This is a genomic window from Streptomyces sp. R44 (assembly GCF_041053105.1).
Taxonomy (GTDB): Bacteria; Actinomycetota; Actinomycetes; order Streptomycetales; family Streptomycetaceae; genus Streptomyces.
This window is the reverse complement of record NZ_CP163444.1, coordinates 445,879-464,842: the sequence shown is the minus strand read 5'-3', so window position 1 is coordinate 464,842 and position 18,964 is coordinate 445,879. Positions and strand designations below refer to the sequence as shown.

The window sequence follows — 18,964 nt, the reverse complement described above, 5'->3', positions numbered from 1 at the left end:
GCCGACCGCGTACCCCGGTCACTCCTGGGGCGCGGCGGCCCGGTTCCGCTGGTAGTGGGTGCGGCCCTTGGCGGCGTTGCCGCAGGTGGCCATGGAGCACCAGCGGCGCCGGCCGCCACGGGAGCTGTCCAGGAAGAGCCAGCCGCAGCGCCCGCCGGGGCAGACGCGGGCGCGTTCCGGCGGCAGTGCCCGCAGCAGGTCGAAGGCCCGCAGGGCGAGCTCGTGGCGGAGGTGGTCGAGCCCCGACGTCCCGACGTCGACCCGGGGCTGCGGCGAGGTTCCGTGCAGCGTGAGACGCGCCCGGGCGACCGCGCTCTTCCAGTCCTTCTCCACCTGGGCGAGCGCTTCCGCCGGAGCCGGAGCGTCCTGGTGGATCAGCGCCGTGAGCAGCTCGTGCAGGGCCTCGCGCAGCTCGCGGATCCGGTCCAGGGCCGAACCGGCCGCGCCCGGGTCGGCGTCGGCGAGCTGCCGCAGGGCGGTGAGGTCGGCGGGGGAGAAGTGCCCGGTGAGTGCGGCCCACTCAAGGAGGCGCGGGTACCCGTCGAGCCAGTCGACGGGCTCGGCGTCGCGCGCCGTGACCGTGTTCACCAGGTCGATGACGAGATGCCCGCCGACCAGATCCCGGGCCGTGAAGGTGTGAGGCCGGATGCTGCCCGCCACGCGACCGCCTTTCCTGTGCTTGCCTCCGTCGTTCCAACCAGTGTACTGATGTTATCCGGTTGGATCCCTCGTGGATGTTCGGATGCTCGGATGTGAGGAGACGCCCGTGACCGCAGCCGTCGAGCTCATCGCGGCCCCCTGGAACCTCGGCCTGCGACCGCCCGCGCCGGGGCGCGAGCCAGGAACCTGGCGCGCCCCGCGGGCCCTGCTGTCGGCAGGCCTCGAAGCACGCCTGAAACCGGACAGGCTGGTGGAGCTCGACCGCCCGCCCTACGCGGCCGACCCGCAGCCCGCGACCCGCGTCCGCAACGGCGTGACCCTCCGCGAGCACACACTCCGCCTCGGAGAAGCGGTCCACAGCGCGCTCGCCGCCTCCCGGTTCCCGGTCGTCCTCGGCGGCGACTGCAGCATCCTCCTCGGGTGCCTGCTCGGGGCCCGGCGCCACGGTCGCTGCGGCCTGGTCCACCTCGACGGGCACAGCGACTTCCGGCACCCCGGAAACCACGACGCCGGTACGGCCCTCGGTTCGGCGGCCGGGATGGACCTGGCCCTGGCCACCGGCCGCGGCGAACTGCTGCTCACCCACTGGCCGGCGGTGGGCCGACCTCTCGTCGCCGACGAGGACGTGGTCCAGATCGGCGACCGCGAGGAGGACGAGGAGGGGCCCCCGGTCACCCGGATCACCGCACAGGAGATCCATCGGATCGGCGTCACCGCACTGGGGCATCGGGTCGTCCGCCACCTGGAGCGGCGCGCGCTCGACCGCGTCTGGCTCCACATCGACCTCGACGTGCTCGACGAACGCGTCCTGCCCGCCGTGGACACCCCGGGCCGCCCGGGCCTGGACTTCCCCCAGCTGGCCGAGCTCGTCTCGACCCTGGCCGGCACCGGTCGCGTGGTGGGGCTCGACATGGCCGTCTACGACCCCGAACTCGACCCGGACGGTGCGTACGCCGCCCCCATCGTCGACTGCCTCGCCCACGCCCTGACCCCGCTCACGTCCGCGGAGACACCCGCATGAAGACGCTGCTCGCCGACGGCCCCAGCCCGCTGTACCCGACCGAGATGGAGCAGTTCGGACGCCTGACCGGACACTGGGCCACCAGGATCACGTACCACCCGGCCGACGGCTCCCCGGCCCACGGCGTCAGCGGCGACTGGGAGTTCGGCTACGCCCTGGAGGGCCGGGCGGTCCTGGACGTCTGGCGTCGGCCCGGACGCGAGGAACTCACCGCCGAAGGCCGAGACCCGGACCAGGAGTGCGGTCTGTGCGTACGCATCTGGGATCCCCGCCTCCAGCTCTGGCGGTTCACCTTCCACGGCACCGCCCACGGCGACCAGGTGCACATGTACGCCCGCCGGATCGACGACGAGATCGTCATGGAACGCGCCGCCGGCGGCGACCTCGTCCGGTGGACCTTCGCCGACATCACCGCCGACTCGTTCCACTGGCGCAACGAACGGTCCACCGACGGCGGCCGCACCTGGCGCCTCGACCAGGAGGTCGACGCCCGCCGCCTGCGCTGACGCGTCCGGTACCAAGGCGTTGGCCTCCGCCGAGGAGGGCTCAAGCGGACTCCAACAGCTCCTTCAGCCGGGCCAGGTCGGCCGTGACCGTGGCGGCGTCGCGCTCGAAGTCGGCGTCGCTCGTCCCCGGCTGACGGCGGAGAGTGAACACCACCTCGCTCGCGGCGCCGTCGGCGAGCACACGGACCGGGTTGTGGACGGTCTCCCCCGAGGGGAGGGTGACGTCGTGGTCGAGCACGCCCAGCTCGTTGCGCGGAACGACGGCGACCACGACGCGGCCCAGGGGAGAGGAGTCCGCCACCCACTGGTCCCCGACCCTCTCGATGGACTTCCCCAGGCCGTGCGCCCACGCGGGCAGGTTGGCCGGGTCCGACGCGTAGGCGTAGACATCGGCGGCGGTGCGGTCGATCCAGACGCCGAGGTGGCGCGATTCCTTGCCCGTGATGGTCATGGCACCGACGTTAGCGGGCCGGGGTCGTCTTCCTCTTGAACGAATCAGACACGGTGGTCCGCATCCGCCCCCGCGCCGAACTCCTCGGCCAGCAGCGCGGCGGTCGATGCCACGAGCGGGTTGTCGGTCGGGGCGTCCTCCTCCGGCTGGGTGCTGAGGACGGCGAGGACGATCGGCGTGCCGTCCGGCCGCCAGGCGATGCCCACGTCGTTGGCCCCGCCGTAGCGCGGGGAACCCGTCTTGTCCCCGAGGCGCCACTCGGGGGGCAGGCCGCGGCCGAACTTCTCGGTACTGGTGGTGTTGCGGAGCAGCCAGTCGGTGAGCCGCTCGCGGTCCCGGGGTTCCAGCACGTCGCCGAGTACGAGACGGGCGTACGAGAGGCCGATGGCGTGCGGGGTGGTGGTGTCGGTGACCCGCCAGGGCTCCGCCGAGTTGAGCTCGGGCTCCCAGCGGTCGAGCCGCGTGACCCGGTCGCCGATCGAGCGGCAGAAGCGGGTGACGGCGGTGGGACCGCCCAGCTCCTGGAGGAGCAGGTTGCCGGCGGTGTTGTCGCTGAAGCGGATGGTGGCGTCGCAGAGTTCGGCGATCGTCATGCCGCCCTTGATGTTCTCGGCGAGCCCCGCGACCGGCGAGATGCCGGACCTCGCGACGTACGCCTGCGTGTAGTGGACGCGGCGGGCGAGGAACTCGCCGTCGTGGTCGAGGTCGCGCAGGACGGCCGCGGCGGCGAGGGTCTTGAACACGGAGGCCATCGGGAAGCGCTCGTGCCCCCGGTAGGTCACCGTCCTGCCCGTGCGCATGTCACGGGCGAACACGCCGAGCCGTGCGGTGTGCTCCTGCTCCAGGCGCCTCAGCCGCGCGACGATGCCGCCCGGTTCCGGTAAGGCCTGCGCCGCTCCGCCGTTCAGGGCGAGAGCGGCCGTGAGCGCCGCTCCGACGCCCAGGGTGAGCGCGGTACGGCGGGACGGGCCGGGTCCGTGGGTGTGCAAGGGGTCTCCTTCCGCGATGATCACTGTCCTACGTGTACACGCCCCCGACGGCCGATCCGGTTTCATCCCAGCTGACGCCGCACCAGTTCGTGGAAGAGACCACTCGTATCGGCGAGGAGCTCGGCGGGAGTCCCCTCCTGGACGACACGCCCGTCCGCCAGGGCGATCACCCGGTCCGCGTCCATGATCGTGGACAGTCGGTGGGCGATCACCACGCGTGTCGCGTTCAGCGCGCGGGTCGACTCGATGACGGTCCGCTGCGCCTCGTTGTCCAGGGCGCTCGTCGCCTCGTCGAAGAAGAGGATCCGGGGCCTGCGGATGAGCGCCTGGGCGATCATCAGCCGCTGGCGCTGCCCGCCCGATACGGTGCCGCCGCCGTCGGTCAGCATCGTGTGCATGCCCATCGGCATGGCCTTGATGTCCTCGGCCAGGCCCGCCATCGCGGCGGCGGCCCACGCGTCCTCCAGGGGGTACGCTCCGGCGCCGCGGATGCAGTCGAGGACGGAACCGGAGAACGGCTGGGCGTTCTGCAGGACGACACCGCACTGGCGGCGCACGGCCGCCTGGTCGAGGGCCGCGAGGTCCTGCCCGTCGTACCGCACGGTGCCCGAGGCCGGCCGGTCGAAGCCGATGAGCAGCCGCAGGAGCGTGGACTTGCCGCAGCCGCTGGCCCCGACGATCGCGACGAACTCGCCCGGCCGCACCCGCAGATCGACTCCGTCGAGGACCAGCGGACCGTCCTCGGTGTAGCGGTAGGAGAGGTTCTCGGCCTCGATCGCCCCGGTGAGTTCGCCGGGCGGGGCGCTGGAGCCGCGGACCTCGGGCGTCTCCCGGAACACCGGCCTGATCTGTTCGAACATGGGCTGTACGGCGGCGGCCGACAGGAGCGCGCCGGTCAGCTGCGTGACCGAGGACAGCATCATCGTGACGGCGGTGCTGAACGTGAGGAACTCGCTCGCGGACAGGGTGCCGCGGGCCGGGCCGGCCAGGAGCGCGAACATCACGAGCGTGCACAGCGGCAGACAGACCGCGCCGAGGACCGCGAGGACGTTCTTGATCCGCCCGACGCGCCGGTGCAGCTCACGGGTGCGGGCGAAGCGCCCCGCCCAGGCGGCGTACGCGAAGCTCTCGGCCGCCGCCACACGCAGCTTCGGCAGACCGCGCAGCGTCTGGAAGGCCTGGTTGTCGAGCTGGTGGCCGAGCCGGATCAGCTGCCTCTGGTAGCGCAGCTGCCAGAGGCCGAGGCCCAGGAAGACGGCGGCCGTGGCGAGCAGCAGGGCGAGCGCGACGAAGGCCAGGGGCACGCTGTAGACGAGGAGCAGCACCAGGTTCACCGTCCCCACGGTGCCGGCCTGGACGACCACCGGGCCGATGCCGGACAGCACCCGCCGGATGGCGCTGATGCCCATGGCCGCCCCCGCCAGTTCACCGGTCGAGCGGCCGGCGAAGAACGTCGTCGGAAGGCGCAGCAGACGGTCCCAGACGGCCGGCTGGAGCGTGGCCTCGATCCGGCCCTCCATGCGGAGGATCGCGGTGTTCTGGAGCAGCATGAAGACGGCCGACACGAGGCTGGTCGCGATGATCGCGACGCCGGCCTGGACGATGAGTCCGGTCTCGGCCGCCGGTACGTACGTCCCGAGCACCTTGCCGGTGGCGACGGGGACGAGGGCGCCGAGCGCGACCGCGACGAGCCCGCCGAGGAGCAGGTCGCGGAGCTCGGCCCGGGTGCCCCGGACGCTGAACCGGAGCAGGCGCAGCACGCCGAGCGGCCGGTCGGGCAGCGGCCGGTAGAACATGACGGCCCGCGGCGCGAACTCCTCGGCGGAGCTCCGGCCGACGCGCTCCCGCTCACCGGTGGCCGGGTCGAAGGCCACGTACCGGCCGCGCCGCCACAACAGGGCGACCGGTGTCCCGTCCGCCGCGCGGTGGCCCACAAGCGGGCCGCTGTCCTCGCGCCACCAGCGCTCACCGAGCCGGACGCCCCGGGTCCGGATCCGGGAGGCGACCGCGATGCGTTCGACGGGGTCGAGGCGTCCGGTCTCCGTGCCGACGGCGGCCGGCTCCGCGAGGGTGATGCGCGCCTCGTCGGCGACGGCCCGGCACACGGCGTAGGTCGCGTCGTCGCCCGCACGATCCGCCGGCGAAGTGCCGCCGGAGCGGCCGATGGAGGCGAGCAGCGCCCGGTCCGCGCGCGTGCGGGCCGCCTTCCCCGCCTCGATCCCCGCGGCGGCGCGGTCCTCGTGGTCGCGTTCGAGCTGCTCGATCCAGTCGTCCAGGGCGTACAGCAGCCGGTACTGCTGGTCGACCATGCCCTGCCAGGTCGCGGACTCGATCAGGAGCGTGCCGGACCCGTGGCCCTGGCCCTGGTGGCTCTCGTACGCCGCTCCGTACGCGATGCTGCCGGGGCTGACCTGCATCCAGAGGACGTCGCCGTCGGCCGCGCCGGAGGCGTCGTCCAGGGCCGCCTGGTACAGGACGCGAAGGCCGCGCCCGATGCCGAGCGCGAAGGCGTGTTCCAGGGGGCTGGGCGGGGCCTCGGCCGGCATGCCGTACGCGCTCCGGTTCTCGTACCAGCCGTCCGCGTGCCACTGCCCCTGGTTCCACCGCCCCTCGTACGAGTGCCCTTCGTGCCACTGGCCGCCGAACCCCTGCTCCCCGTAGGCCTGCCCGGCTCCGTATGCCTGCTCCCCGTACGTCTGACCTGCCCCGTACGGCAGTTCGCGCAGCTCGATGCGGCGCAGCACGCAGCCCTGCACGGGGCGGCCTATCAGGGTGTGCGCGGGGCCGTCGACCGGGCCGAGCAGCAGCGTGCCCGTCTCGACGCGGCCCAGGGAGTGCCAGGGGCCGAGCCGCGCCGTGTCGACGGCGAACAGGTCCATCGCGCCGTCGGCGACGAGCCAGAGGACGTGCGGGCCTTCGAGGCCGACGCTGCGCAGCCCGGCGCAGTCGACCGCGCTGCCCAGCGCGCCCAGGGCGGCGACGACCGGGTCCGGGACGCCGCCGCCGTGCCGTACGCCGGCGAGGTCGGCGGGCGGGTGGGGGAAGGTCACGTCAGTGCTCCTTGACCAGGCCGGCGTACGCGCCGCGCGCCGCGACGAGCTGTTCGTGGCGACCGCGTTCCACGACCGTGCCCCGGTCGAGCACGACGATCTCGTCGCTGTCGCGCACGGTGCTCAGCCGGTGGGCGATGACCACGCAGGCGCAGCCGCGCCGCCGCAGGTTGTCGATCACGATCTGTTCGGTGGCCGCGTCGAGGGCGCTCGTCACCTCGTCGAGGATCAGGACGCTGGGGCGGCGCACCAGCGCACGGGCGATCTCCAGGCGCTGGCGCTGGCCGCCGGAGAAGTTGCGGCCGTCCTGCTCGACCCGGCTGCGGATGCCGCCGGGGCGGCGGGCGACCTCGTCGTACACGGCGGCGTCCTGGAGGGCGCTGACGACCGCCTCGTCCGTGATCGAGGGGTCCCAGAGCGCCACGTTGTCGCGGACGGTGCCCTCGAAGAGGAAGACGTCCTGGTCGACGAAGGAGACGGAGGCGGCGAGGGCGCTGCGCGGGATGTCCTCCAGGCGCATGCCGTCGATGCGGATCGCGCCCTCCCAGGGGGTGTAGAGGCCGGACATCAGCCGCGAGACGGTGGACTTGCCGCTGCCGGAGCCGCCGACCAGGGCGACCTGCCGACCGGGTCCGACGGTCAGCGAGAACTCCTTGAGCAGCGGGGCGTCGAGGGGGCTGTAGCCGAAGGTGACGCCGTCCAGCTCGACGTGGCCGGTGAGACGGCGGGTGGGGGCGTGCGGGGCGCGCCGGGTGTGGACCGGGTCGACGGGGAAGTCCTCGACGTCCCTCAGGCGGGCGACGTCGGCCGCGAAGTCCTGGATGCGGCCCGCCACTCCGTTGAGCCGGCTGATCGGTGCGGTGAAACCGGTCACGAGGGCCTGGAAGGCGACGAGCAGCCCGACGGTGAGGTGCCCCTCCACGGCCCGCAGGCCGCCGATCGTCAGGATCAGCGCGCTGTTGAGCGCGGCGAGGGTGGGCGCGACGACCGCCAGCCAGGCGCTGGGCACGCCGAGCCGCTGCTGCACGTCGAGGGTCGTGGCGTGCTGCCCGGCCCAGCGGCGGAAGAAGCCGTCCTCGCCGCCGGTGGCCTTCATCGTCTCGATGAGCTGCAGTCCGCTGTACGCGGTGTTGGTCAGCCGGGCGCTCTCCGCGCGCAGCTTCTGCGTGCCGGTGGCCCGCACGTGGACGACGACGCGCAGGGCCACGACGTTGAGCAGGGCGATCAGCACGCCGACGACGGTGAGCTGCGGGTCGTACGTCCAGAGCAGCACCGCGTAGAGCAGGACCACGACGGCGTCGACGGCCGCCGCGGCGAGGTCGCGGGCGAGGGTCTCGGCGACGGCGTCGTTGGACTGGAGGCGCTGGACCAGGTCGGCGGGGTTGCGCTGGGCGTAGAAGGCGAGCGGGAGCCGGAGCAGATGCCGCAGGAAGCGGGCGCTGCCCAGGGTGGACGCGATGATGCGCCCGCGCAGCAGATTGGCCTGCTGGAGGCCGGTGAGCGTCGCGGTGAGGACGAGGGCGGTCGCCATCGCCGCGAAGACCACGCCGAGCAGGGACGTCTGGTTCCCGATGAGGAACATGTCGATGTACGTACGGCTCAGTGCCGGCACCCACGCGCCGACGGCCACCAGGAGGAGGCTCGCGACGACCGCGGCGGCCATGGTGCCCGACGTGCCGCGCAGCCGGGCGGGCAGCGCGGCGAGCACACCGGGCCGGCTCCCGCCGCGGCGGAAGGCGGGGCCGGGTTCGAAGGTGAGCACGATTCCGGTGAAGCTGGTGTCGAACTGGTCCATGGGGACGAAACGGCGGCCGCTGCCGGGGTCGTTGATGTACACGCCGGGGCGGCCGAAACGGCGGCCGGTGCCCTCGTAGACGACGTAGTGGTTGAACTCCCAGAAGAGGACGGCCGGGGCGCGCACCTCGGCGAGCGCGGCCAGGTCCATCTGCATGCCCTTGGCCTGGAGTCCGTAACCACGGGCGGCCTTGAGGAGGTTCCCGGCCCGGGACCCGTCGCGGGAGACGCCGCAGGCGATCCGGAGCTCCTCCAGCGGGACGAAGCGGCCGTGGTGGCCGAGCACCATCGCGAGCGCGGCGGCACCGCACTCGACCGCCTCCATCTGCAGCACGGTGGGGGTGCGGACGGTCCGGGGCCGTCGGCCCTTCGCGACGGGCGTACGGCGCCGGGGACGGCCGGCGGCGGGGGTACGGGGTTCGGGCACGGCGGCGGGCGGGAGCCTGCGAGCCGTCGTCCGCGCCCTGCCACGGGACCGGGACCCTGCCGGGGTGGCTCCTCGTGCCGCGCTCACGGCAGCAGCCAGTCGACGGGCCGCTGCGCGGCGAGGTGGACGGCGCCGCTGACGGGCGTGCCGGACACGGGCACCTGCGGGGGGCCGTCCGAGGAGGACCAGGCGTATCCGGAGGCGCCGGTGGGGGAGCGGTCCAGGGCCACGAGGACCGCGACCGGATCGCCCTGGCGGGAGAACCGCGCGGCGAGACCGGCGTCGCCGAGGAAGGAGACGAGTCGCGCCTGTGTCTGCGGAGTGCTGCCGACGGCGGTGACCCGGCCCCGGAGCACGCCGAACCGGTCGCGCGGGGCGGACTGGACGCCGAGGTCGACGGGGGCGCCCACGCGGATCGTGGCGGCGGTGTCGCCCGGCAGGTACAGGACGGCCACCAGAGGGGCGTCCGGGTCGGTCACGCGCTCGACGGTCGCCACGTCGGCGCCCGCGGTGACGACCGAACCGAGCCTGGCGTGCAGTGTGGTGACGCGACCGCCGGCGACGGCGCGTACCGGCCGGTCGCCCCGGTCCGTACGGACGGTCAGCAGGGGCGCGCCGGGGGAGACGGACCGGCCCTCTTCGACGAGGACCTCCGTGACCTGGCCGGCGACGGGGCTCTGGAGGAGATAGGTGCCCTCGGCATGGGTGAGGAGACCGGGGGCGTTCACCTTGGACGTGACCGTGCCGGTGAGGGCCCAGACGCACGCGGCCGCCATGACGACGACGGTGACGGCGAGGACGAGACGGCCCTGCGGGCGTGCGAAACGCACGGGCACGTCGAGTTCTTCGGGGGATTGCAGCTTGGAAAGCGCATTGCGGCGGAACTGCACGGACTATTCCTTCGGCTGCATTCTCTCGCAATTCCCGCGGTCGGGTTTTCCGCGGTCGGGCTCGGAGGTGTCCGTGAACCCCGGAACCGGGACGGTTCCGGGGTTCACGGCCCTTATGGGGCTCAGAGACCGGCGATGCCGGTGATGCCCGCGGTGTTCACCGAGACACCGGTGATGCCGGCGGCCAGGCCGGGAACACCGGAGACGAGGCCCTCGACGCCCTGGACCGTCTGCAGCGAGCCGACGGTGCCGAGCACGTTGGTGACGTCGTTGGTCAGGGCGCCGGCGAGGCCGCCGGAGACGGTGACGAGACCGCCGGAAACGGCGTCGAGGTCGGCGTCGGAGATCTCAGCGGTCTCAAGGTCGTGACGCATGATGCGCACCCTTCGTTCATGGGGGGAATCCGTCTTCTGCGGCCGCAGCGGGATTGATCAAATCACGTGAACGACTGACCGGAGAAATTCGGTTGACGCTCCGGCAGGGGTTCTTCTGCACCTCGGGAAGCGGCCGTGCATTCAATTTCACCGAATGCCGACAGCTTCTCCTCGGATCCGAGTAACAGATTCCGCCGACCCGCCCCGCGCAGGGAACTTAAACGGACAGAAGGGTGCCGTCCGGGCGGCCCCGGACCCCGTGGTGTCGGGGAAAGGTGAAGGGGCCGCCCCTCCACTCGCACACGTTGTGCAGATTTGCGGCAGGCACGCGGCGCCGGACGGCCCGTCAGGCCTCAGGGACCATGTCGTACGTGATCCACATCGTGCGGGTGGCCACCTGGTCGTACTTGGACCGGGCGCGGTGGTTGTCGTCGGCCGTGATCCAGCGGACGACGCTCCAGCCGCGCTCGGCCCCGATCCCGCGCAGAGCGCCGAGCAGCAGGTCCACCACACCGGAGCCACGGCTCGCCGGATCCACGAACAGGTCGTCGAGCCAGCCGCCGACGGTGGCGGACAGCGGGCGCGCGAACGCCCGGAAGTGGGCGAGCCCGAGGAGCCGCCCGTCGGCGTCTTCGGCCACCAGGCCCTCCACCTCGTGGCCGGGGTCGTGGATCCAGGACCAGACGAGCCGCGCGGCCTCCTCGGTCTGCTCGACCCGGTAGAAGTCGGCGTACCCCCGGTACAGGGCACGCCACTGGTCGAAGTCGCCCTCCCGGACCGGGCGGACCACGACGGCGGCGGTGTCGGACATGGCGTCACACTCCTCACGCACCGCTCCCTGCGGTGCCGATCAAGTGGATCACGCCGCGATGCCGCCACTGACCCCAGCTTCAGTAGGTGCCGAGGAACTGTGTGAGACTCCCGCCATGGACATGGGACGAGAGTCGCGGTGGGAGAAGGACGCGATGACGGTGGAGATCGGCTTCGCCCTGGTGACGGCTGCCGTCCTGGCCGCGCTCGTCTTCGGCGTCCTCTTGGTGCCGGCCCTGCTCGTCGGAGTGAACGAGCCGGCGGGGAAGGCCCTGCTGACGGCGGGGGCGGTACTGGCGGGACTTGCCGCGGTGTGGCGGGTGGTGCGGGTGCTGGTCCGATTCGACAGAGCGCGCAGACAGGGGCGCTGACGGGGTGTGGGACCCGGGCTGGTGGCGCCAGGCCCCACGAGATGGCCGGACCCGGAGCCGACCCGCGCTGCCTCCCGTTCGACGGGAGGCAGCCGGTTGCCGCTGTTACTACCTAGCGAAGCCGTAGTCCAGCAGCTTCTTCACGTCGGCCGCCCGGTTCGCCTCGGACGGAGCGGCGAGCACCGTGCCGATGACCGTCTTGTTGCCGCGGGTGGCCGCGAAGACGAGGCAGTACTTGGCCTGCGGACCCGAACCGGTCTTCACGCCGATCGCGCCGCTGTACGTGCTCAGGAGCTTGTTCGTGTTGGTCCACGACATGTACCGGTAACCACCGCTCTTCGTGGTGACCTTCTGCTTCGTCGACTGCGTCTTGACGACGTTGCGGAACGTCGAGTTCTTCATCGCGCTGCTGGCGATCTTCGTCAGATCACGCGGCGTCGAGTAGTTCTGCGGACCCCCTATCCCGTCGAACGAGTCGAAGTGGGTGTTCCGCAGGCCGAGCCGCCGGGCCTCGTCGTTCATCTTCCCGATGAACGACTTCACGCGGGCGTCCCGCGTGGAGCCCGTTCCGAACTTGTCGGCCAGCGCGTAGGCGGCGTCACAACCCGACGGCAGCATCAGGCCGTAGACGAGCTGCCGGACGGTCACCTTGTCCCCGACGATGAGCCGGGCCGAGGAGGCGTTCTTGGCGACGATGTAGTCGCTGTAGGCCTTCTGGATCGTGACCTTGGCGTCGAGGTTGAGGTTCGGCTGGGCCAGCACCACCTTCGCGGTCATGATCTTCGTGGTGGAGCCGGTCGACCGACGGGTGTCCGCGGCCTTTCCGTACAGGATCGCGCCCGTTCCGTCGTTCATGACGAAGCCGCCGGGGGCGGTGATCGACGGGGTGGGCGTCGCGGCGTGCGCCTGGCCGGCGAAGAGGCCGCCGGCCAGTACGGCCGAGGCCGTGAGCGAGACGGTCACGGCGCTGCGCAGGCCGAGTGGGGGAGTCAGCAAAGTCTTCTGCCCTAGGTAGGAATCGATGTCATCCGGGTCCAAGGACGGCGTCCGCGCGGACCCGGCGCCTACAAGACGATCGAGAGGGCTCCGAGGATGCGCGCCGGGACGGTGATCTTTCTTCTTTTTCAGGTGACGCCGTCCGCCCCCCGCTCAGCGACCCAGTCGCTCGACCTCGAGGGAGACCGCCTCCCGCACCAGCTCGCGTGCGTGGCTCAGGGGCAGTGCGCCGCTGAGCCACCGCGTGCTGAGTCCCTCCAGGAGGCCGGTGAGCCGTTCCGCGGATGCCGTCAGGGCCGGTGCGGGGGCTGACGGCAGGATGCCGCTGAGGAGGTCCGCGACATCGTGGATCCACGCCAGCGTGGCGCGGGCCAGATCTCCGCGCAGCTCGGGCTCGAAGACCGCGCTGGCGCGCAGCTCGCCCCACGCCGTGCTGTTCTCCCGTACTTCGGGAACGTCCTGGAACTCCAGGAGGAGGGTCTGCGTCAGCTCCTCCCGGGCGTCGTACGGTCCGGCGCCGGCACCCCCGTCGGACGTGTAGCGATCGGCCCGTTCGCTGATGAACTCGAGGGTGTGGCGCAGCACGCCGGCGCGGTCCTTGAAGTGGTAGTAGATCAGCGCGGTCGACACCCCGGCTTCCGTCGCGAGCTCCTCCATGCGCAGTCCGCGGACCCCTCGCCGCGCGATGACGCGGGCGGCGGCTTCCAAGATGGCCCTTCGGCGGTCCCTCGCCACGTGATCCCCCTCGTGAGTGGTCTGTGCGGCCCTGTGGTCGCGGCCTTGTGGTCTGAGTGGTCTGAACCATCAGTCTCACACATTGACTGAATCTTTAGTCATGATCTCGAGATCATTGACTGAATTTTCAGTCTGCGGCACGATGCGGGGGAACATCCGCCCCCCTCCCTTCAGGTAGGAGTTCCATGGACACGTCCACGACGTCCCGGCGCCGACTGCTCCAGCTCGGCGCGGCCGCTCTGCCCCTCGCGGCCCTCGGATCGGCCCTGCCCACCGTCGCCCGCGCCGCCACCAGCCCCTCCGGCGCCACGCTGCGCATGCCCGCCGAGCACGACCGCCATGTGCGGACCTTCATGGCCTGGCCCGCGCTGTCCTCGATCTGGTCCCCGTACCTCACCGGCGTGCGCCGTGACATCGCGCGCGTGGCCGACGCGATCTCCCGCTACGAGCCCGTCGTGGTGCTCGCCCGCCCCGAGCAGGCGGCCGACGCGCGGTACCAGTGCGGAGCCGGCGCCTACTACGGCATCGAGGTCGTCGAGATACCCAACGACGACCTGTGGATCCGGGACTTCGGCCCCACCTTCGTCGTCGCGCCCGGCGCCGTCGCGGGCGTGGACACCAACTTCAACGGCTGGGGCAAGACCGGCACGACGTACGCCCAGCCGTACGCGAACGACGCAGCCGCGGCCGCGACCCTGCTCGGCCAGTACGGCGTCCCGCGCGTGCAGGCCGGATTCGTCGGGGAGGGCGGCTCGCTGGAGACCGACGGCCAGGGCACCCTGCTCGCCACCGTCAGCTCGCTCGTCAACAGCAACCGCAACCCCGGCATGAGCCAGGACCAGGTCGAGCAGGCGATGAAGTCGGCGCTCGGCATCGACAAGGTGATCTGGGTGCCGGGACTCGCCGGCCAGGACATCACCGACTGCCACATCGACTGCCTGGCCCGCTTCGTCGCACCGGGACAGGTCATCCTCGACCAGCCCGGTCCCGGCACCGACCCCAAGTGGGTCGCCGTCTACAACGAGACCAAGCAGATCCTGCTCGGCGCGACCGACGCCCAGGGCCGCCGCCTGACCGTCACCGAACTCCCCGGCCCGGACCGCAAGCGCATCCGCGGCAAGGACCGGGGCAGCGCCTTCCTGTCCAGCTACACCAACTACTACACCGCCAACGGCGCCGTCCTCGTCCCCCAGTTCGGTGACAGCTACGCCGACGGCGTGGCCTACAACATCCTCGCGGCCGCCTATCCCGGCCGGACCATCGTCCAGCTCGACATCGACAACATCGCGACCGGCGGTGGCGGCATCCACTGCGCCACCCAGTCGCAGCCCGTCGTGCCCCCGGCCGTCTGACCCGACGACCCCGGACGAGACGGTTCCACGCGCCGGTCGTCGCCCTTCGGCGGCGGCCGGCCTTTTTCAGGAGAGTGATATGCGGCGCCGGTTGTTTCCGCTGACGGCCGACCTCGCGCTGATCGCCGTGACCGCGGCGACCGTCGTGGCCCTGCTGGACTGGGACAGCTGGAGCTCCGAGCAGGGCGCGCTGTGCGGCACGGCGGGACAGCTCACCACGGCCGCGGGGGCGGTGACGGCGGTACTCGTCCGCCGACGGTGGCCCGCGACGGCGCTGGTCGCCGCGGCCGCGCTCATCGCGTTCGAGCCGCTGACCGGCGGAGCGCTGACGGCCGTCGCCTACACGGCGGGCCTGAACTGGACCCGGCTCCACCACCGCGTCGTCACCCTGACCGCGTCCCTGACGGTGCCACTGGCCGTCACCCTCGCCCACTCGGCGGCGGAGCCCGCGCCGATCCTCGAGTACGACGTGATGGTCGTCCTCGTCACGGGCATCGTGTGCGGGATCCTGCCCGGTCTCGCCGGGGCGCTGACCGGTCAGCGCGAGCGGCTCCTCCAGGCCCTGGAGGAGCGCAACGCCTTCCTGGAGCGGGCCCACCGCTCGGCCGAGGAGCAGGCCAGATCGCGCGAACGGTCCCGGATCGCGGGCGAGATGCACGACCTGCTCGGCCACCGGCTCAGCCTCGTCGCCCTGCACTCCGGCGGCCTGGAGATGGCCGGCGAGGCCGGTGATCCCGAGGTCCGTCGCAGCGCCCGGCTGGTGCACAGCACGGTCCGCCAGGCGATGGCCGAGCTACGGGACGTCCTCGGGGTCCTGCGCGCGGAGGATCCGCTGTCGGGTGCCGCGGAGCCGCTGACCGCACGTACCGGAACCCGCGCCGACGTCGCCGCGCTCGTGGCCCAGTCCCGTACGGCCGGCATCGCCGTGCACCTCGACTGGTCCGGCGACGACCTGACGGGGGAGAGCCCCACCGCCCGGCGCGCCGTGGACAGGGTGATCCGCGAGGCCCTGACCAACGTGCACAAGCACGCGGCCGCGTCGGAGGTACGGGTCGCCGTCCGCAGGGAGTCCCGGCAGGTACGCGTCGACGTCCGCAACGGACCCGAGAGCGTCACCGCACGGGCGGTCAGGCTGCCGGGCGGCGACCTCGGCCTCGTCGGTCTCCACGAAAGGATCCGTCTGCTCGGCGGCACCCTGCGCGCCGGACCCGCCGACGGCGGCGGGTACGCGGTCGACGCCCGCATCCCCCTGGACGCCGGCCCCGCCACGGCGACCACGCCCGCCCCGGCCGGCCCGCAGACCGTGTCGGCGGCCCGCTCCTGGTGGCACCGCTTCGTGAACGCCGCCGCCATGGCGCTCGGCGTGCTGGGTGTCGTCGCCCTGCAGTTCGTCACCCTCGCCTTCGTCCCGTACCCGGAGGCGGACGAACCGTCCGGCGTCGAGGGGACCGCCGTCTCGTCGACCGTCCTCCCTCCCACTTCTTGAGGCTTCCGCTGTGATACGTGTACTGCTCGCCGACGATCAGGAGCTGGTCCGCGCCGGCATCAGGCTGGTGCTCAAGCACGCCGACGACATCGACGTGGTGGCCGAGGCGTCGGACGGCCGCGAGGCGGAGGCGCTCGCCGTCCGGCACGAGGTGGACGTCGCGATGCTCGACATCCAGATGCAGGGCACGGACGGGCTCTGCGCGGCGGAACGGCTCGCCGCCCGGGCCCCGTCGATCCGGGTGCTCATGCTCACCACCTTCGGCGAACACGCCTACGTCGAACGCGCGTTGCGAGCGGGCGTGGCGGGATTCCTCCTCAAGGACAGCACCCCGCAGGAACTCATCCAGGCCGTCCGTCGGGTCGCGTCCGGAGTCCCCGTCGTGTCCCCCCAGATCACCCGGCACCTCATCGACCGGTACCTCGACGGCGGCGAGGAGCCTGCCGATCCCCGAGTACGCCGCATCGCCGACCTCACCAGCAGGGAGCGCGAGGTCCTCGCGATGGTCGGCACCGGCGCCTCCAACGCCGAGATCGGCAAGCGGCTGCACCTGGGGGAGGGCACGGTCAAGGCGTACGTGAGCCGCATGCTGACGAAGCTGCGCTGCGCCAACCGCGTCCAGGCCGCCATCCTGGCCCACGACGCCCGGCTCCTTCAGGGGGAGCGGTGACTCACCGTCGGCGAAGGACTCGGGACGGGGCCGGTCGCCCCGGACCCCGGACCGGGTGCGTAGGTCCGCTCGTCCGCGGGCACCTCCCTGCCCGGGTCCGCCTCGGAAGCCTGGCGTGGCGGCTGTACGCCCGCGGCGCTGACCGCGAGGAAGGCTCCGGCCGCACCGGCGACGACGGACTTGGCGACGAGCGCGGTCCAGCGCATCAGGGACTCCAAGGGTGGGCGGTCGCGGTCATCAGGCCGTGACCGGTGACGTTCTGGATCTGCAGGCCGGGCCGCGCGTTGACCTCCAGGATCAGCGGCCCCCGGTCGGCGTCGACGACGATGTCCGCGCCCAGATAGTGCAGGCCGGTCGCCGACGCGCACCGGCTCGCCGCGTCGAGTACCTCCGCCCAGTGCGGAACGGTCGCGCCGATCAGGCGCGCGCCGGTGTCCGGATGGGTCTCGGTCGGCTCCTTCCCGACCAGGGCGTGGGTGATCCGGCCGGTGGACAGGTCGACGGCGGCGCCGATGGCCTTCTGGTGCAGATTGGCCCGCCCGCCGCTGAAGCGGGTGGGCAGCCGCAGCATCGCAAGGCGGGGCCGGTCCCGGTCGCAGATCACCCGGATGTCCGGCAACCCCTGGTGGGACAGCCGGGCCAGATCGGGGTGCGCGTGGATCAGGGGTTCGAACAGGGCCCAGTCGGTGGGGCGCGGAGAGAAGTCCCCGTCCAGGATGCGGCGCAGCTGGTCGGCGACCACGTCCCTGGAGATCCGTCTGCCGGAGGAGGACGTCCAGTTCCGGCGACGCCGGCCGAAGGCCAGCAGGATGCCGTTGCCGCCCAGGCTCTGGTTCGGCTTCAGTGCCCAGCAGTCGGGCAGGCCGTCCCAGTCCAGGGAGGCGATCTCCCGGCGTGAGCGCAGCAGGGCCAGGGTGGGGGAGGTGGGGGCGCCGACCTCGGCGAGCGCCTCCTTCGTGGCGTACTTGTCGTTGACGAGCCGGATGGCGGCCGACGAGTTGTGCCGGGCGATCCGGGCGTTGCGCAGGTTCATGCCCATGACCGGGTCCCAGCCGCGAAGGCGTATCACGCCCTCGCCTCCTGCCGCTTGGCCGCGGGAGCGAACCGGAAGAGCTCGCTCAGACGAAGTCCGCGGTACGTTCCCACGATCGACGTCCATACGGCGCACACGATCGCGAGCTGGAGAGGTACGGCCTCCGCGACCTCGCGCACGTACGGCGTCAGGAGGAGCAGCGCCACCAGCACGGCCGTGCCCATGGTCAGGGCGGCCCCCGAAGCCGCGGCCCGGAAACCGTCGAGGTCCCATGCCTCCCACAGACGTTCGGTGACGATCGCCGTGACCACGACCGGCAGCGACATCCCCCACGAGTCGGAGAGCCCGAGACTGCCCAGACCGAGCTGCGCGGCGATCAGGCCCGAGGTGACCACCGCGATCAGCACGCCGAGCCGGGCGACCCGCGGCAGGTGCAGTCGGCGCAGCAGGGGCTGGAGGGCGAATCCGAGTGCGAACATCACGAGCGTCAGGGGTACGCCCAGGGGCAGGCCGGCCTGCGCGTACGCGAGGGCCAGCAGCACCGGGCTGAACGTGCCCAGCGTGTTCAGCCCGACGACCACCCGGAGCACCACGATCAGCAGGGCCGCCAGAGGCAGCAGCGCCATCATGGACACGGGGTCGATCGCCGGGGCCTTGGCGAACAGGATCCGCAGGGCCGACGGCGCGGCGATCGAATCGGGCTGCGTGAGCAGCCGCTTGCCCACCGCCACCTGAAGACCCTGCACCTCCTGCCGGCCGAGCAGGACGGGGGTCTCGCGCTTGGAGCGGTTGTTGACGCTGAGCTTGGCGACGAACGACCGGCCGGCCAGCCGCACGGTGCTGTCGACCACCGGGCGCTTCTCCCGGCCGAGCGCCGAACCCACGGTGATCCTGGGCGCCGCGTCGAGGTCGAAACCGAGCTCCTTCGCCAGCGAGGTGTCCACCGACGACGCCGACGCACCGGTGTCGATCAGCGCGAGGACCTCGGTGCTGCGTCCCGTCGGCCCGCTGATGCGCACCATCTCCCGTTCGCCGATGACCTCCCCCGACCGGCTCAGGGGCCGGTCGGGGGAGCCGAGCACCGCGAGGAGCAGGAAGCTCAGACAGGCCACGGCCCCGAGGACCTTCACGAACACGGGCACCCTCAGGCGCCTTGCGCGGTGGGCGCCGGACGGCCGTTCCTCGCCGGCGGCGCTCTCTTCGTACTTCAGCAGGTCTTGCATGGGACCAGCCTTCGAGGGGGCGCCGGGCGCCCGGTAGTGCCGATCGGCCAGACCGGGGCAACGAAAGTTGCGTGCTCGGCGGCCCGGTCCGCCCCCTCGGGCAAGATCGGCTTCGAGATTCCCGGC

Annotated in this window: 19 protein-coding genes; 6 read left to right on the top strand and 13 right to left on the bottom strand. The window is 72.3% G+C overall.

The annotated features are described in order from the left end of the window. Positions 1-18 precede the first annotated feature (18 nt). The gene (locus tag AB5J54_RS02395; RefSeq protein WP_369142175.1) at positions 19-660 is read right to left on the bottom strand and encodes a CGNR zinc finger domain-containing protein; all 642 of its coding nucleotides are present in this window, start codon (positions 658-660) and stop codon (positions 19-21) included. Positions 661-766: 106 nt separating this feature from the next. Here AB5J54_RS02395 and AB5J54_RS02390 point away from each other — a divergent pair, with 106 nt between their 5' ends. Next, positions 767-1,681: an arginase family protein gene (locus AB5J54_RS02390; RefSeq protein WP_369142174.1), complete on the top strand. Its 915-nt coding sequence runs from the start codon at positions 767-769 to the stop codon at positions 1,679-1,681. Next, on the top strand, positions 1,678-2,187 hold the full coding sequence (locus tag AB5J54_RS02385) for a hypothetical protein (RefSeq protein ID WP_369142173.1): 510 nt from the start codon (positions 1,678-1,680) through the stop codon (positions 2,185-2,187). Before AB5J54_RS02390 ends, AB5J54_RS02385 begins: the two co-directional genes overlap by 4 nt. 40 nt (positions 2,188-2,227) lie before the next feature. Here the strand turns inward: AB5J54_RS02385 and AB5J54_RS02380 are convergent, their stop codons facing one another. From AB5J54_RS02380 to AB5J54_RS02350, 7 genes are all read right to left on the bottom strand, one after another. Beyond that, a complete protein-coding gene (locus AB5J54_RS02380; RefSeq protein ID WP_369142172.1) occupies positions 2,228-2,638 on the bottom strand; it encodes an SRPBCC family protein in 411 nt (136 codons plus the stop codon). A 44-nt stretch (positions 2,639-2,682) separates the two neighbouring features. Then, on the bottom strand, positions 2,683-3,627 hold the full coding sequence (gene bla, locus AB5J54_RS02375; protein WP_369142171.1) for a class A beta-lactamase: 945 nt from the start codon (positions 3,625-3,627) through the stop codon (positions 2,683-2,685). Between the two features lie 62 nt (positions 3,628-3,689). After that, positions 3,690-6,677, bottom strand: coding sequence for an NHLP bacteriocin export ABC transporter permease/ATPase subunit (locus AB5J54_RS02370; RefSeq protein WP_369142170.1), 2,988 nt, complete (start codon positions 6,675-6,677; stop codon positions 3,690-3,692). A 1-nt stretch (position 6,678) separates the two neighbouring features. Beyond that, a complete protein-coding gene (locus tag AB5J54_RS02365) occupies positions 6,679-8,898 on the bottom strand; it encodes an NHLP family bacteriocin export ABC transporter peptidase/permease/ATPase subunit (RefSeq protein WP_369142169.1) in 2,220 nt (739 codons plus the stop codon). 83 nt (positions 8,899-8,981) lie between these two features. After that, complete coding sequence (locus tag AB5J54_RS02360; RefSeq protein ID WP_369142168.1) at positions 8,982-9,788, bottom strand: HlyD family efflux transporter periplasmic adaptor subunit; 807 nt, start codon at positions 9,786-9,788, stop codon at positions 8,982-8,984. A 122-nt stretch (positions 9,789-9,910) separates the two neighbouring features. Beyond that, positions 9,911-10,162, bottom strand: a complete 252-nt coding sequence (locus tag AB5J54_RS02355) for a hypothetical protein (RefSeq protein ID WP_369142167.1) — start codon at positions 10,160-10,162, stop codon at positions 9,911-9,913. 346 nt (positions 10,163-10,508) lie between these two features. Next, positions 10,509-10,973 carry an N-acetyltransferase family protein gene (locus tag AB5J54_RS02350; RefSeq protein WP_369142166.1) on the bottom strand — a complete coding sequence of 155 codons (465 nt, stop codon included), beginning with the start codon at positions 10,971-10,973 and terminating at the stop codon, positions 10,509-10,511. 115 nt (positions 10,974-11,088) lie between these two features. On the opposite strand from AB5J54_RS02350, the gene AB5J54_RS02345 reads away from it, so the two are divergent. Further along, complete coding sequence (locus AB5J54_RS02345; protein ID WP_369142165.1) at positions 11,089-11,343, top strand: DUF6332 family protein; 255 nt, start codon at positions 11,089-11,091, stop codon at positions 11,341-11,343. 108 nt (positions 11,344-11,451) lie between these two features. Here AB5J54_RS02345 and AB5J54_RS02340 read toward each other — a convergent pair whose 3' ends face one another. After that, the gene (locus tag AB5J54_RS02340; protein WP_369149191.1) at positions 11,452-12,318 is read right to left on the bottom strand and encodes a D-alanyl-D-alanine carboxypeptidase family protein; all 867 of its coding nucleotides are present in this window, start codon (positions 12,316-12,318) and stop codon (positions 11,452-11,454) included. Between the two features lie 174 nt (positions 12,319-12,492). Continuing rightward, positions 12,493-12,996 (bottom strand): TetR/AcrR family transcriptional regulator, encoded by a 504-nt coding sequence (locus AB5J54_RS02335; protein WP_369149190.1) that lies wholly within the window; start codon positions 12,994-12,996, stop codon positions 12,493-12,495. Between the two features lie 263 nt (positions 12,997-13,259). Between AB5J54_RS02335 and AB5J54_RS02330 the strand changes: the two genes are divergently transcribed. The 3 genes from AB5J54_RS02330 to AB5J54_RS02320 all read left to right on the top strand — a co-directional run bounded on the left by AB5J54_RS02330 (position 13,260) and on the right by AB5J54_RS02320 (position 16,582). Beyond that, positions 13,260-14,426, top strand: a complete 1,167-nt coding sequence (locus tag AB5J54_RS02330; protein WP_369142164.1) for an agmatine deiminase family protein — start codon at positions 13,260-13,262, stop codon at positions 14,424-14,426. Positions 14,427-14,505: 79 nt separating this feature from the next. Further along, positions 14,506-15,912 carry a sensor histidine kinase gene (locus AB5J54_RS02325; RefSeq protein ID WP_369142163.1) on the top strand — a complete coding sequence of 469 codons (1,407 nt, stop codon included), beginning with the start codon at positions 14,506-14,508 and terminating at the stop codon, positions 15,910-15,912. A 10-nt stretch (positions 15,913-15,922) separates the two neighbouring features. After that, on the top strand, positions 15,923-16,582 hold the full coding sequence (locus AB5J54_RS02320) for a response regulator (RefSeq protein WP_369142162.1): 660 nt from the start codon (positions 15,923-15,925) through the stop codon (positions 16,580-16,582). Here the strand turns inward: AB5J54_RS02320 and AB5J54_RS02315 are convergent. From AB5J54_RS02315 to AB5J54_RS02305, 3 genes are read right to left on the bottom strand one after another with little or no spacing between them, the layout of a single operon-like run. Continuing rightward, entirely contained in the window at positions 16,567-16,788 is a 222-nt protein-coding gene (locus AB5J54_RS02315; protein ID WP_369142161.1) for a hypothetical protein, read from the bottom strand. The genes AB5J54_RS02320 and AB5J54_RS02315 overlap by 16 nt on opposite strands. Further along, a complete protein-coding gene (locus tag AB5J54_RS02310) occupies positions 16,788-17,651 on the bottom strand; it encodes a sugar-transfer associated ATP-grasp domain-containing protein (protein ID WP_369142160.1) in 864 nt (287 codons plus the stop codon). The genes AB5J54_RS02315 and AB5J54_RS02310 overlap by 1 nt, the downstream gene beginning before the upstream one ends. Beyond that, positions 17,648-18,838, bottom strand: coding sequence for a 7TM domain-containing protein (locus tag AB5J54_RS02305; protein WP_369142159.1), 1,191 nt, complete (start codon positions 18,836-18,838; stop codon positions 17,648-17,650). Before AB5J54_RS02305 ends, AB5J54_RS02310 begins: the two co-directional genes overlap by 4 nt. Between the last annotated feature and the right edge of the window lie 126 nt (positions 18,839-18,964).

What these genes read in the sequence shown, in the direction of transcription:
- AB5J54_RS02330 (WP_369142164.1), top strand. Translation starts at nt 13,260, where the DNA reads ATGGACACGTCCACGACGTCCCGGCGCCGACTGCTCCAGCTCGGCGCG.
- AB5J54_RS02345 (WP_369142165.1), top strand. Translation starts at nt 11,089, where the DNA reads ATGGACATGGGACGAGAGTCGCGGTGGGAGAAGGACGCGATGACGGTG.
- AB5J54_RS02380 (WP_369142172.1), bottom strand. Translation starts at nt 2,638, where the DNA reads ATGACCATCACGGGCAAGGAATCGCGCCACCTCGGCGTCTGGATCGAC.
- AB5J54_RS02325 (WP_369142163.1), top strand. Translation starts at nt 14,506, where the DNA reads ATGCGGCGCCGGTTGTTTCCGCTGACGGCCGACCTCGCGCTGATCGCC.
- AB5J54_RS02355 (WP_369142167.1), bottom strand. Translation starts at nt 10,162, where the DNA reads ATGCGTCACGACCTTGAGACCGCTGAGATCTCCGACGCCGACCTCGAC.
- AB5J54_RS02335 (WP_369149190.1), bottom strand. Translation starts at nt 12,996, where the DNA reads ATGGAGGAGCTCGCGACGGAAGCCGGGGTGTCGACCGCGCTGATCTAC.
- AB5J54_RS02350 (WP_369142166.1), bottom strand. Translation starts at nt 10,973, where the DNA reads ATGTCCGACACCGCCGCCGTCGTGGTCCGCCCGGTCCGGGAGGGCGAC.
- AB5J54_RS02385 (WP_369142173.1), top strand. Translation starts at nt 1,678, where the DNA reads ATGAAGACGCTGCTCGCCGACGGCCCCAGCCCGCTGTACCCGACCGAG.
- AB5J54_RS02305 (WP_369142159.1), bottom strand. Translation starts at nt 18,838, where the DNA reads ATGCAAGACCTGCTGAAGTACGAAGAGAGCGCCGCCGGCGAGGAACGG.
- AB5J54_RS02315 (WP_369142161.1), bottom strand. Translation starts at nt 16,788, where the DNA reads ATGCGCTGGACCGCGCTCGTCGCCAAGTCCGTCGTCGCCGGTGCGGCC.